12 protein-coding genes are annotated in these 13231 nt (G+C 70.0%); 7 read left to right on the top strand and 5 right to left on the bottom strand.

Annotation, left to right across the window (positions count from 1 at the left end; genetic code table 11):
• Positions 1-128: 128 nt before the first annotated feature.
• A complete protein-coding gene (locus ACFU95_RS00215) occupies positions 129-1463 on the bottom strand; it encodes a polysialyltransferase family glycosyltransferase (protein WP_383819541.1) in 1335 nt (444 codons plus the stop codon).
• Complete coding sequence (locus ACFU95_RS00210) at positions 1460-2437, bottom strand: glycosyltransferase family 2 protein (protein WP_383819539.1); 978 nt, start codon at positions 2435-2437, stop codon at positions 1460-1462. Before ACFU95_RS00210 ends, ACFU95_RS00215 begins: the two co-directional genes overlap by 4 nt.
• 198 nt (positions 2438-2635) lie before the next feature.
• On the opposite strand from ACFU95_RS00210, the gene ACFU95_RS00205 reads away from it, so the two are divergent.
• From ACFU95_RS00205 to ACFU95_RS00190, 4 genes are all read left to right on the top strand, one after another.
• The gene (locus tag ACFU95_RS00205; protein ID WP_383819536.1) at positions 2636-3958 is read left to right on the top strand and encodes a DUF6716 putative glycosyltransferase; all 1323 of its coding nucleotides are present in this window, start codon (positions 2636-2638) and stop codon (positions 3956-3958) included.
• A gap of 32 nt (positions 3959-3990) precedes the next feature.
• Positions 3991-5292 (top strand): cytidylyltransferase domain-containing protein, encoded by a 1302-nt coding sequence (locus ACFU95_RS00200; RefSeq protein WP_383819533.1) that lies wholly within the window; start codon positions 3991-3993, stop codon positions 5290-5292.
• Between the two features lie 13 nt (positions 5293-5305).
• Positions 5306-6244, top strand: a complete 939-nt coding sequence (locus ACFU95_RS00195) for an N-acetylneuraminate synthase family protein (protein ID WP_383819531.1) — start codon at positions 5306-5308, stop codon at positions 6242-6244.
• Positions 6245-6398: 154 nt separating this feature from the next.
• Positions 6399-7478 carry a hypothetical protein gene (locus ACFU95_RS00190; RefSeq protein WP_383820410.1) on the top strand — a complete coding sequence of 360 codons (1080 nt, stop codon included), beginning with the start codon at positions 6399-6401 and terminating at the stop codon, positions 7476-7478.
• Here ACFU95_RS00190 and ACFU95_RS00185 read toward each other — a convergent pair.
• A complete protein-coding gene (locus ACFU95_RS00185) occupies positions 7465-7659 on the bottom strand; it encodes a DUF397 domain-containing protein (protein ID WP_383819529.1) in 195 nt (64 codons plus the stop codon). The genes ACFU95_RS00190 and ACFU95_RS00185 overlap by 14 nt on opposite strands.
• An 8-nt stretch (positions 7660-7667) precedes the next feature.
• Complete coding sequence (locus ACFU95_RS00180; protein ID WP_383819527.1) at positions 7668-8519, bottom strand: helix-turn-helix domain-containing protein; 852 nt, start codon at positions 8517-8519, stop codon at positions 7668-7670.
• Positions 8520-8745: 226 nt separating this feature from the next.
• On the opposite strand from ACFU95_RS00180, the gene ACFU95_RS00175 reads away from it, so the two are divergent.
• On the top strand, positions 8746-9168 hold the full coding sequence (locus ACFU95_RS00175) for an ATP-binding protein (protein ID WP_383819524.1): 423 nt from the start codon (positions 8746-8748) through the stop codon (positions 9166-9168).
• A gap of 1 nt (position 9169) precedes the next feature.
• On the opposite strand, the gene ACFU95_RS00170 is transcribed toward ACFU95_RS00175, so the two are convergent.
• Positions 9170-9838, bottom strand: a complete 669-nt coding sequence (locus tag ACFU95_RS00170; protein ID WP_383819521.1) for a class I SAM-dependent DNA methyltransferase — start codon at positions 9836-9838, stop codon at positions 9170-9172.
• A gap of 768 nt (positions 9839-10606) precedes the next feature.
• Here ACFU95_RS00170 and ACFU95_RS00165 point away from each other — a divergent pair.
• Together ACFU95_RS00165 and ACFU95_RS00160 are read left to right on the top strand one after the other, a co-directional pair.
• Positions 10607-11827, top strand: coding sequence for a M20 family metallopeptidase (locus ACFU95_RS00165; protein ID WP_383819519.1), 1221 nt, complete (start codon positions 10607-10609; stop codon positions 11825-11827).
• A 303-nt stretch (positions 11828-12130) separates the two neighbouring features.
• Positions 12131-13180 carry a BMP family protein gene (locus ACFU95_RS00160; protein ID WP_383819516.1) on the top strand — a complete coding sequence of 350 codons (1050 nt, stop codon included), beginning with the start codon at positions 12131-12133 and terminating at the stop codon, positions 13178-13180.
• Positions 13181-13231 lie beyond the last annotated feature (51 nt).

The raw sequence follows: 13231 nt of genomic DNA, 5'->3' as shown, positions 1-13231 counted from the left end.
GTGGGTGCGTTTCCTCTTTTGGGGGGTGAAGGGGGGTGGGGGGGGGGGGGGGGGGGGGGGGGGGGGGGGAGGGGGGGGTGGGGCCCCCCCCGAAAACCCCCCCCCCCCACGCCCTGGAAAGGGTGCGCTCAGCGCCCTACGGCCCGGCGCAGACTGCGCGCCTTTCGTGCGACCCGGCGGACCGTCGCGTTGCGCGGGATGAACGCCAGCTGGGCCGGCACCCCGCCGGGCAGCGCCAGCGAGGTAAGCCGCCTGCGCTTGAAGTACCGCAGGGTGTGCGGATTCAGCTGCCGCGCCAGATACTCCTCCGCCTCCCGCCGCAGGTTCGGCAGGACCTTGGCCTGCATGGCGAAGCCGACGGCCCGCAGGAGGGCGGCGAGGGCGTCCGTGTCCATGCCGCGCCGCTGTTCGGTGACCGCGGCACGGTCCGTCAGCTCGGGCAGCAGCGCGTGGACGATGGTGACCGGGACACGGTTGCTGTTCTCGTACGGGGCCAGCCGGTCCAGCAGGATGTCCGTGCCGACCTGGGCGACCGGCAGCCGGTACAGCTCGGCGGCGGTGAGCAGGGCGGTCGAGAAGCAGCCGACCACCAGGGCGGGGCGCATCCGCTGGTACAGCACCTCGGCGAGGACCGGGGTGTCCAGGACGGTGAGCTCGGCGCCGAGCTTCTCGGCCTCCCGCTCCAGGGTGCGGGTGAAACGGGCCGGGGCGGTGGGGTGCGGCTTGAACACCACCCGGGTGTGGCCGAGTTCGAACGCGCCCTTCAGCATCCGGACGTGCAGGTCCTCCTCCTGCTCGGCCGTGAGGATGCCGAGCGCGGAGAGGTACTGGCCGAGCAGCAGCGCGGGTTCGTCGATCCCGGGCAGCTCGTCCCCGGTCGCGACCAGTTCGGCGAGCACCTTGGTGAAGGCCGCGGTCGGGACGAGTTCCGGCTCGACGCCGAACTCGGTGAGCAGGAGCGGCTTCAGACCCGGCACCAGGTCGAGGTGGAGCAGCCGGTCGATGCGGGTGCCGACCAGCGGGTCGATCTTGTTGCGGGTGGGGCCGTAGCTCATCAGGCCGTCCGCGTAGACCGTGACGGGCGCGCCGGTGAACATCTGCGCGAGGCCGAGCGCGGGGTTGACCTGGATCGACTCGACGGCGAGCTCGACGTCGTCGTCGCCGAGGTCCCAGGACATCCGCAGATAGCGTTCCCACAGCGGGACGTCGTCCTGTCGCGGGGCCCAGCCGCCCGGGTGGAAGGGGAAGAACGTCTCGTTCCACGACACCACGTCGTCGAACCGTTCGCGCAGTTGCTCGAAGCCCGGCATCTCGTCCAGGCCGGGCGTCGTCTCGGGCGTCGTCGCGTTGTTGCAGACGAGCAGGACGCGCCGGTCGACGGGGCGGAAGCAGCCGGAGTCGAGGGCGGCGGCGAGCGTGGCGGCGCCGTACAGCGTGGACGCCTGGAAGATCTGCGTGGTCACGCGGCGGCTCCCGCGGCGGCGGGCCGGCGGCGCAGTCGGCGCAGCCTCGACGCGCGCTGGACGTCCATCGAGTCGAGGGCGTCGTCCAGTACGTCCTGCGGCAGTCGGCGCAGTGCGGCGGCGCTCATGGACTTCAGTTTTCTCGCCACCGGGGGCTCGAACCTTTCGATGGATCCCAGATGATGGGAAATGATGGCGCAGTAGGTCCGAACGGCCTTGGGCAGGAGTTCGCCCGCGTTCGGGTCCTGCGCGGTTTCCTCGATGACCTGGTCGAACGCGCGAATGAAATCGAGCTGTCGCACGTCCCCGATCTGAGTGAGCGACGAGGTGACTCCGCGCCGGTAGAACACACCCAGGAGCCCCACCGCGGCGAAGGAATCCGCCTCCCGGTGGAGTTTCCAGATCCACGGCCGGTCCTCGGCCGTGCGCAGTCCGTCGGTGAAGTGCAGTACGCCCCGGTCGACCAGCCGGCGGTGGTAGGCGCCCGCCCAGGCGAAGGCGTAGTCCACGGAGGTGGAGCGGTCGGCGGGCAGGATCGCGTCCCGGGGGTTCATCACCACGCCCCGGCGGCCGACCGGGACACGGTGCACGGAACGGGCCCGGGCGGTGCACTGGACGTGGTCGGTGCGTACGAAGTCGCAGCCCAACTCCTCCATGGCGGAGACCAGTTGCGCGTAGTAGCCGGGGGCGAGCCAGTCGTCGCCGTCCAGGAACGTGAGGTACTCGCCGCGGGCCTTGTCGATCCCGGTGTTGCGGGCGGTCGCCAGTCCTCCGTTCTGCTCGTGTCTGACATACACCGCGCCTGGAAGCTCGCGCTCCGCGCGCGCGAGAATGTCCGGTGTCTCGTCGCGTGAGCAGTCGTCGACGAGAATGAATTCGAAGTCGTCGCGGGCGTTCGCACGCAGACTCTTCAGGGTGTCGGGCGCATATTGCTGCACGTTGTAGAACGGCACGATGACGGAGAGCTTGACCACGTAGGTGACGTTAGGCGCAGGCCCGGCATTCGTCTTGACCGTCTGCTTGATACCAGGTGAACGACGCGTGGCAGATCTGTGAACCAGGGCCATTCTCCGGGCGATCCGAGCCTGATTCGCCGTTCGTCGGTGTGCTGTTAACCGTTTGTTGTATTCGGGTTGGGCGGATCCTCGGAATCGCTTCCTAGCGTCTTCGACGTGCCAGCAAGTGCTACGAACAGCCTGCGAGTCGCCGTACTCGCGGATTCCGACACCCGGTGGAAATGGGGCGCGCTCACCGCGAACCGCATCGCCCCGGAGCGCAAGGGCGAGTCGGACATCCGCCTGGACGGCTATCTCCTGCGCGGCCGGGCCACCCCCACGCCGCGCCAGCTCCAGGAGGTCGGCGTCCACGCCGACTCCCTCCGTGAGGTGACCGCCGTCGAGTTCCTGCGCGCCATGGCGCAGGAGTCGTACGACGTCCTGGTCCTCGCCCTGGTCGGCGGGGGCGTGCAGGCCGTCCTGCACGGCCTCAAGCGGGTCTGGGAAGGGCAGGCGCGGCGGCCCGTGGTCGTCACCGGCTATGTCGGCGTCGTCTACGAGAAGCTCGCCGACGGCCTGCTGCTGCGGCACGGCGCGGACCTCGTCCTCGCCAACTCCCGCCAGGACGCCGAGCGGTTCCGCGCGGTGTACGAGGGGGTCGGCGCCGACGCCTCCGCGGTGACCGAGGTGGCGCTGCCGTTCCTCGGCGGGGAGCCCTACGCCGGTGAGCGCGACCCCTACACGGTCGTCTTCGCCGCCCAGCCCTCGGTGCCGGACAGCCGCAAGGACCGCACATACCTGCTGAACCGGCTGATCCAGCACGCCCGCAGGCACCCCGAGCGCGAGGTGCTGCTGAAGCTGCGCTCCAAGCCGGGCGAACACACCACGCACATCGAGGAACTGCCGTACCAGAAGCTGGCGCAGGGGCTCGAACCGCCGGCCAACTTCCGTCTGGTGTACGGGAACATGGGCGAGGTTCTCGACCGCACCGACCTGCTGGTCACGATCAGTTCCACGGCGGCGCTGGAGTCGCTGCACCGCCGTATCCCCACCGTCGTCCTCACCGACCTCGGCGTGCGCGAGACGCTCGGCAACCACCACTTCGTGGGCTCGGGCTGCCTCGCCTCCTGGGACCAGCTGGACGACGGACACCGCCCGGCGGCCGACGAGGAGTGGGTGTCCCGGCAGGGTGTCTGCGCCGACGGCACCTACGCCACCGCCTTCGACGCGGCCCGCGAGCGCATCGCCGAACTGCTCGACCGTCCGGGCGGACTGCCCGCCCTCACGCCGTACTACACGCCGGCCACCGCGCCCGGCTATCTGCCCGGCATCCTCGCCCGCCACCACCTCGGCCCCGACGGCAGCCCGCTGCCCGGCGCCCCCGCCCACGACAAGGAGCCCGGCCCGGTCCGCCAGATAGTGCGCCGGGCGGCGCGCGGCGCCTACCGGCACGGCGTGCAGCGCGTGGCGCCGGTCATCCGGCGGATGGGCGAGCTGTGAGCCGCAAGACCTCACGTCAAGGAGCAGAACCCATGTCCCACCCGGAAGCAGGTCAAGGCACCTCGGTGCCGCGCGTGCTCGCCGTGATCCCCGCGCGCGGTGGCTCCAAGGGGGTGCCCGCCAAGAACCTCATGCCCGTCGGCGGCGTGCCGCTGGTGGCGCGCGCGGTGCGTGAGTGCCGGGCTTCGAGACTCGTCACGGACGTCGTCGTCTCCACCGACGACCAGGGCATCGCGGCCGCCGCCCGCCAGGCCGGCGCCGAGGTCGTGCTGCGGCCCGCCGCCATCGCCGGCGACACCGCCACCTCCGAGGCGGCCGTGCTGCACGCCATGGACGCGCACGAGGCGCTGCACGGCTCCCCGGTGGACGTGGTCCTGCTGGTGCAGTGCACCAGCCCCTTCATCGTCCGCGAGGACATCGACGGCGTGGTCAAGGCGATCGTCGCCAACGGCGCCGACACCTCCCTGACCGTCGCGCCCTTCCACGGCTTCGTGTGGCGTCACGGTGACGACGAGCCGACAGCGGCCGTACGCGCCGAGCGCCAGGCGGCCGAGGGCGGCACGGACACCCTCGCCACCCGCACCACCGCCGGCGGCGGCTACGGCGTCAACCACGACAAGTCCTTCCGCCCGCGCCGCCAGGACCGCCCCCAGGACTTCCTGGAGACCGGCGCCGCCTACGCGATGGACGCCACCGGCTTCCGCGAGCACAGGCACCGCTTCTTCGGCCGCACCGAACTCGTGCGCACCGACCCCGCCCGGGTCCTGGAGATCGACGATCCCCACGACCTGGCCCGCGCCCGCGCGCTGGCTCCGCTGTTCGACGCGGACCGGCCCGGCGCCCTCCCGACCGCCGACGAGATCGACGCGGTCGTACTGGACTTCGACGGCACCCAGACCGACGACCGGGTGCTGATCGATGCCGATGGAAAGGAGTTCGTCTCCGTGCACCGCGGAGACGGCCTCGGTATCGCCGCCCTGCGCAAGAGCGGGCTGAAGATGCTGATCCTCTCCACGGAGCAGAACCCGGTGGTCGCCGCCCGCGCACGGAAGCTGAAGCTCCCCGTGCTGCACGGCATCGACCGGAAGGACCTCGCGCTGAAGCAGTGGTGCGAGGAGCAGGGCATCGCGCCTGAGCGCGTGCTCTACGTCGGCAACGACGTCAACGACCTCCCGTGCTTCGCCCTCGTGGGCTGGCCCGTGGCGGTCGCGAGCGCCCACGACGTCGTGCGCGGCGCCGCACGCGCGGTCACCGCCCTCCCCGGTGGCGACGGCGCAATCCGAGAGATCGCCAGCTGGATCCTCGGCCCCTCTCTCGACTCCCTCACCAAGTAAGGACATCTCTGCCATGAGCACCAACTCCCGCCTCCGCACCTTCGGTTCGCGCGAAGTCGGCCCCGGCAAGCCCGTCTACATCTGCGGCGAGATCGGCATCAACCACAACGGTGAGCTGGAGAACGCCTTCAAGCTCATCGACGCGGCCGCCGAGGCCGGCTGTGACGCCGTGAAGTTCCAGAAGCGCACCCCGGAGATCTGCACCCCGCGCGACCAGTGGGACATCGAGCGCGACACCCCCTGGGGCCGGATGACCTACATCGACTACCGCCACCGTGTGGAGTTCGGCGAGGACGAGTACCGCCAGATCGACGAGTACTGCAAGAGCAAGAACATCGACTGGTTCGCCTCCCCGTGGGACACCGAGGCCGTCGCCTTCCTGGAGAAGTTCGACGTCCCGGCGCACAAGGTGGCCTCCGCCTCCCTGACCGACGACGAGCTGCTGCGCGCCCTGCGCGCCACCAACCGCTCGGTCATCCTCTCCACCGGCATGTCGACGCCGAAGCAGATCCGCCACGCGGTCGAGGTCCTCGGCTCCGACAACATCGTCATGTGCCACGCCACCTCGACGTACCCGGCCAAGGCCGAGGAGCTCAACCTCCGCGCGATCAACACGCTGGAGAAGGAGTTCCCGAACGTCCCGATCGGCTACTCCGGCCACGAGACGGGCCTGCAGACCACGCTGGCCGCGGTCGCCCTCGGCGCCGTCTTCGTCGAGCGTCACATCACCCTGGACCGCGCGATGTGGGGCTCCGACCAGGCCGCCTCCGTCGAGCCGCAGGGCCTCACCCGCCTGGTCCGCGACATCCGCACCATCGAGGCGTCCCTCGGTGACGGCGTCAAGAAGGTCTACGACTCCGAGCTCGGCCCGATGAAGAAGCTGCGCCGCGTCGCCGGTGTCGTCGCCGAGGCGGAGATCGCCGCGGCCGCGGGCGAGCCGGTCCAGGTCTGAGCCTGAGAGCACCGAGTCCGAGTGCGCCGACTCCGAGTGCCCCGAACGGGAGCGCTCGGGCTCGGCGCCCTTCGGGCTCGTGGCAGCACCAGCCGGAACACGAGCTGAATACGAGCGCCGCATGAGCGCCTTACGACGGGACGGTCGTACGTCGATGAGCCACCGCGCCGGGAACACCGGCCCCCGCACTCTCGCCTTCGTCGAGAGCCCGGTACAGCTCCTGAACGTGCTGGAGTGGGCGCACGCCCACCGGCACGCACACGAGCACGCCCTGGGGAGTGTCACCCTCGTCGTCCTGTCCCCGATCGACCCCATGACCCGCGGCCAGCTGCGCCGGATGGCCGAGCTGGCGCGCGACGACGGCCACGAGGTCCGCTGGGAGGAGGCGCGGGGCGGCCCCGCCGCTCCCTTCCACACGATCGGCGGCCTCGCGGGCCTGCTCCGCCGCGCCGACCGCGTGGTCCTGGGCGACCCCTTCTCCCGGTACGTCCAACTCCTGCTGACGATCACCAGGGCCCGCGACATCGTCGTCGTCGACGACGGCACGGCGACCATGGAGTTCGTCGCCCAACTCGCCCGCGGTGAGCGTCTGGTGCGCTGGCACCGCAAGGGGGGCCGCCCCGGCCCCCGCGACCTGGTCTTCGCGCCGGTGTCGTCGGTGGCCCGCAAACGCCTGACGCCGAGCGGCCGCCGGACGGTCGAGATCTTCTCCTCCATGCCGATGGAGGAGACCCCGGACGGTGTGACGGTCACCGCCAACGCCTTCGCCTGGACCCGCGACCGCTTCGGCCCGCCCCGCATCACCAAGGGCGCGGACATGGTGGGCACCTCGCTGGTCGAGACGGGCGTCGTGGACGGCGACCGCTACCTGGAGGCCGTCCGCTCCCTGGCCAAGGCCCACGGCGCCACGCGTTACTTCGCCCACCGGAGGGAGAGCGCGGAGAAGCTGCGCCGGCTGGCGGTGGAGACGGGGCTGGAGATCGTCCGCCCGGACCTGCCCCTGGAGCTGATCGCCCGCCGCGGCCCGATCGGCCGCACGATCCTGAGCTTCCCGTCGACCGTCGTGCATACGCTGCCGCTGGCCCTGTCCGGTACGGAGGTCCGCGTGGCGGTGTGCGACATCGACCCGGCGTGGCTGACGGAGAAGGCGTCGCCGCGGGCGCAGGGATTTTTGTCGGGGGTGACGGGGACGGCACGGGATGTGACCCGACTGTCGGCGGTCACGGCTGTGTGAGGGTCTTCAGGGCTTCGATGAAGAGGCTGAAGGCCGAGGTGGGAAAGGTAAGGGTCGCCCTGGCCGGAACCTTGGAGTCGCGGACGGATATGCGGTGGGGGCAGTTCGCTATCTCGACGCAGTCGTTGCCTTCTCCGCCACCGGAGTAGGACGACTTCTTCCACTGGGTGGGGGTGGTCATGCCGGTCCTCACACTTCCTTGGCCAACTGGTGGATGAGGTCACGTGACTGTCCCGAGGGGAGTGACGCTTCCCTCACCTTACGGAAGAGTGTTCGAAAGTGCTCCAGTTGGGCCTCGGAGTCGAGGAACGCCGTGCCGTGCGGACCATCGCGCACCACGGTATCCAGGCGGGGGACCGGCCCACCGACGTACACGAGCGCGCTTCCGGAGCCGGCGAAGTCGTCCAGGCTGAACGGGATGACTCGTACCGTGACGTGATCGGCCTCGGACATCTCCAGGACCCGCGCCAGCTGGGCCCGCATCCCGGCGCGCCCGCCCACCTTGATGCGGAGCGCCGCCTCGTGAATTACGGTCTCGTACGGGATGGGAGCGGAACCCTCTACGACGACCTTCCGCTTCATCCGGTGCTCCACCCGGAGCGCCACCTCGCTGTCCGGGAACTCCGGGTTCATGTAGGCGAAGAGGGCTTGGGCGTAGCCCTCCGTCTGGAAGAGTCCCGGCACGTGGGTGACCGCCACGTCGTGGCGGAACGTGGCGTGGTGATCCAGCTCGGCGAGGTCCGCGTAAGCGGCGGGCAGAACGTCTCGGAACTCCTCCCACCAACCGCGCGTCCTGTCGGTCGCCATGGCCACCAACGCCTCGATCAACTCGCAGTCGTTGCTGGCGTATTGACCGGCGAAGCGCCGCACGCGTGCCTCGCTCACACCCGAGATCCCCGACTCGATGTTGCTCATCTGTACGGAGTCGGCCCCGACCAGGGCGGCGGCTTCGCGCGCCTTGAGTCCTGCGGCCTCACGTAGTTTCCGCAGTTCGAGACCCAGGCGCACCTGGCGCGCGGTGGGCTGCTTGCGACGCGGCATGTGCTTCCTCCTCACCCTCCAACTACCGGAGGGCTGCGACTCGTTCGGGTGCGAGATTACGGCAACGACTTGCAGGGACCCAAATTTAAGTCCTACCGTCGGTGATGCGACGCACACGCTGCGGAACGCCGGGGTTCCCGGAAGCGCACCACTCCGTCCTGCCATGACGGCAGTGGCACTGCCACCGCCCGATGACCGCCCCTCACCTCTGAACTGGAGTTGACGTATGCCCGAATCCGCACCGGAATGCGAGCCCGAACCCTGGGAGTACTCCCTCTACATCCCGAACGACCCGCGCGCCGTCACCGTAAGCCGCCGCACCCTCCGCCTGATCCTGACCATGCACGGCCTGATCAACCTCGTCGACGTCGCCGAACTGCTCGCCACGGAGCTGGTCTCCAACGCCGTACGCCACACGAAGGGGCCCGCCGCCCTACGGGTGCGCTGGTCGGCCGGTGTGCTGCGGATCGGGGCGTGGGACGCCGACCCCGAACCGCCCGAACCGCCCAGGCCGTTGGAGCGGTCGGCCGAGCTGGAGGACGGGCGCGGCCTCGCCCTCGTCCGGGCCTGCGCCGACCTGTGGGGGTGGCAGCCGCTGTCCCGGCGCGGCAACCGGGGCAAGTACGTGTGGTGCGAACTGGCCACGTAGATCAGGGCCGCCTGCGGGCCAGGACGAACGCGCGTGGGCGCACCTCCTCGCCGGCCGGTTCACGAAGGACGCGGGCCTGGAGCTGGAGGTCCGCCTCGGCCAGGAGGGCGGCGACGGCGTCCGGGGTGCGCCAGTAGTAGTCGAGCGAGATCTCGTGGCCGAAGCGCTCCGCGAGGTGGAGGTGTTCCTCGCCGTCCGGGCCGCCGGACTGGAACGAGAGGAGCACATGACCGCCGGGCACCAGGACGCGGTGGAACTCGGCGAAGGCGGCGGCGAGGTGTCCGGTCGGGACATGGATGATCGAGTAGAGCGCGACGATCCCGCCCAGGGTCCCGTCCGGGAGGTCCAGCGACGTCATCGAACCGACGTGGAACCGGAGCCCGGGGTGCGCGCGGCGGGCGAGGGCCGCCATCCGGGGCGAGATGTCGACGCCGAAGACCGGTAGGCCGAGGCCGTGGAGGTGGGCGGTGACGGAGCCGGGGCCGCTGCCGAGGTCGGCGACGGGGGCGGGCGCGTGGGCCCGGGCCAACTCGGCGAACGCGGTCACCAGGGAGCGGTCCAGGGGGTGGCTGTCGGCAGGCCAGTCGGAGAAGCGGTCGGTGTAGGCGGCGGCTATCGCGTCGTACGAGGCACGGGTGGCATCGAGGAAGTCGGCGGTCACGGGCCGCACCCTAGTGCGGCCGACGGGCGGACCCCCAACTGCCCGTGTAAAAGGGGAAGTTGAGCGCGAAAAGACCTGGTCGGATTCGATCACCTCGGTTAGGCTCTCCGGGCGGTTTGAGCTCCGGCTCTCCGCATTCAATGACCGACCACTTCACCCAAACGGGGGCTTCAGTTGAGCAGAATCGGAAAGTACGCGACCGGCACGAGAATCCTTATGGCCACGGCACTCGCCGGAGGCCTGCTGGGCGTGTTCAGCGGCCCGGCCCAGGCGGCTGTGAGCGACTGTTCGTCAAGGAAAAACACCACGGCGAACTGGGCTACCGCAAATTGCCAGGGCGGGTTCGGAACATATCGGGCGGCGGCGCAGTGCGACTCGCCGAATTACCCCTACTCGATCACCATCTACGGGCCGACGATAACGAAAAGGTCGGGCGTTCCGGGCGGTAATTCAACCGTGTTCGGTGACAGCTACAACTGCCACATCGTGAGGGCCTGGACGGACGCGCGCTAGCCCCGATCTCACGTCACGCGGCGCCGGCCGTGTGCGCTGCGTGACGGAGCCCTCGCCCCCCGGCGCCACGATCCCACCAGATGAACAGAACCGCCGGGGGGGCGGGGAGCGTGGTATGCGTAGAGAAAACGAGGTGTTTACCCATCTCGCCACGCACCCATGCGTCGGGCGGCCAGATTTTCTTCCCCTAACGGGCTGAACTTTTGTTGATCGAGGGTCAGTTGGCCACCCCGGCGTCCTACCCTGTAGAGGGTGAACCAACTGATGTCCCAAGAGTCCGAGGCCGATCACCCCGGGGAAGCCGCCCTTCCCGGCACCTTGCCGGAGGCCCTCCGTGCCGAACTCATCGAGTTCCGGCGCGACTTGCACATGCACCCGGAGCTCGGCAACCAGGAGTTCCGCACCACCGCCGCGATCAAGGGCCGCCTGGAGAAGGCCGGCCTGCGGCCCCGCGTACTCGACTCCGGAACCGGGCTCATCTGTGACATCGGGGAGTGGGACGGCGAGCAGCCCGTGCTCGCGCTGCGCGGCGACATCGACGGCCTGCCCATCCCGGACACGAAGAGTGAGTGCCCGTACCGCTCCACCGTGCCGGACCGGGCGCACGCCTGCGGACACGACGTCCACACGACGGTGGTGCTGGGTGCCGGGCTCGTACTCGCCGACCTGCACGAACGAGGGCAGCTGCCCCGGCCCGTCCGGCTGCTCTTCCAGCCCGCCGAGGAGGTGCTCCCCGGCGGCGCGCTCGACGCCATCAAGTGCGGGGCGCTCGACGGAGTGGGCCGGATCCTCGCCGTGCACTGCGACCCCAAGGTGGACGCCGGGAAGATCGGCCTGCGGCAGGGCCCGATCACATCCGCCTGCGACCGGCTCGAAATCGCCCTCGACGGGCCCGGCGGGCACACCGCCCGCCCCCATCTGACGACCGACCTGGTCACCGCCGCCGCCCGGGTCGTCACCGACGTGCCCGCGATCGTCGCCCGGCGCGCCGACGCCCGCAGCGGCCTCTCCGTGACCTGGGGGCGGATCGAGTCCGGCCACGCGCCCAACGTCATCCCGCAGCACGCCGAGCTCTCCGGGACCGTGCGCTGCCTGAACCTCGACACCTGGCGGCAGGCCCCCGATCTCGTCGTCGCCGCCATCGACGAGATCGCCAACCTCCACCGCGCCAAGTCGGAGATCAACTACGTCCGCGGCGTCCCGCCCGTCGTCAACGCCCCCGACGCGACCGAACTGCTGCGCGGCGCCATGGCCGCCCGCCTCGGCGCCGACTCCGTCGAGGACACCGAGCAGAGCCTCGGCGGCGAGGACTTCTCCTGGTACCTGGAGCATGTCTCCGGTGCCATGGCCCGCCTCGGCGTCCGTCACCCGGGTGACCGGATCGGGCGGGACCTGCACCAAGGGGACTTCGACGTGGACGAGTCCGCCATCAAGGTGGGCGTGGAGCTGTTCACCGCCGCCGCGCTCCTGGACGCCGCCGGCTAGCCGGACCGCCCCCTCCGCTTGCGCCCCCCGCGCGGCGGAGGGAGTCTGACCCCATGACGGGCGGTCCTGAGCGCCATCACGGTCAAGGCACCCCTGGTACGCGTGGCTGCCGGAGTGCGCGGTGCGCGGCGGGCGTAGTCGCCCCATGCGTGCCTTTCGATCCGATGGTTCACAAGGACGTAACCGGCCATCGGCACGAATGGATAACGGCACGACGGAACCCCGTTCCCAGGAGTGTCTACGCGCGTTAATGTGCGCCGAACTCAGCACCCACTGCGGGGCTTGGAGAATGGGGACTTCACGATGCGTCGGATATCCAAACTGACTCGTGTCGCGGTGGGGGTCGCGTCGATCGCGCTCGCCGCCACGGCGTGCGGTGGTACCAGCAGCGACAGCGGCGGCGACGGTGGCGACAGCGGGGACAAGGGCGTCGCCATCGCGTACGACATCGGCGGCAAGGGCGACCAGTCCTTCAACGACGCCGCGTACTCCGGTCTGCAGAAGGCTCAGAAGGAGTTCGGCTACAAGACCGCCGACATCGAGCCCACCGAGGGCGAGACGGACGCCGACAAGGAGCAGCGCCTGGCCTCGCTGGCCAAGCAGGGCTACAACCCCGTCATCGGCATCGGCTACGCGTACGGCCCCGCCATCACGGCCGTGTCGAAGAAGTACCCGGACACCACCTTCGGCATCGTGGACTCCACGGTCGAGGGCGAGAACGTGGCATCCCTCGTCTTCGCCGAGGAGCAGGCCTCCTATCTCGCCGGTGTCACCGCCGCCAAGGCGACCAAGTCGAACGTCGTCGGTTTCGTGGGTGGCGTGGACATCCCGCTGATCCACAAGTTCGAGGCCGGCTACAAGCAGGGCGTCCTGGACACCAACCCCAAGGTCAAGGTCCTGTCGCAGTACCTGACGCAGACCGCGGAAGAGGGCGGTTTCGCCAGCCCCGACAAGGGCAAGGCCGCCGCCGAGGGCCAGATCGAGAAGAACGCCGACGTCATCTACCAGGCGGCCGGTCTGTCCGGTCAGGGCGTCATCGAGGCCGCCGCCAAGGCCAAGGTCTGGGCGATCGGTGTCGACTCCGACCAGTACGAGCAGGCCGCGCTGGCCTCGTACAAGAGCTACATCCTCACCTCCGCCCTGAAGGACGTCGGCGGCGCGGTCTACGCGCTGGCCAAGTCCGTCGAGGACGGCAAGCCGCTGACCGGCACGCAGACCTTCGACCTGAAGGTCAACGGGGTCGGCCTGTCCGAGTCCAACCCGGAGTTCGCGAAGATCGCCGGTCTCTCCGAGGCCGTGGCGAAGGCCAAGGAAGGCATCATCGACGGCTCCATCAAGGTCAAGACCGAGTAGTACGGCAGGAGTCACCGTCGTACACCGGTGAAGCGGGCGGGCATCCCAGGA

The sequence above is a fragment of the Streptomyces sp. NPDC057623 genome, assembly GCF_042800355.1.
Classification (GTDB): Bacteria; Actinomycetota; Actinomycetes; order Streptomycetales; family Streptomycetaceae; genus Streptomyces.
Note: the sequence above shows the minus strand (reverse complement) of the source record. Positions and strands in the feature narration are given on the sequence as shown.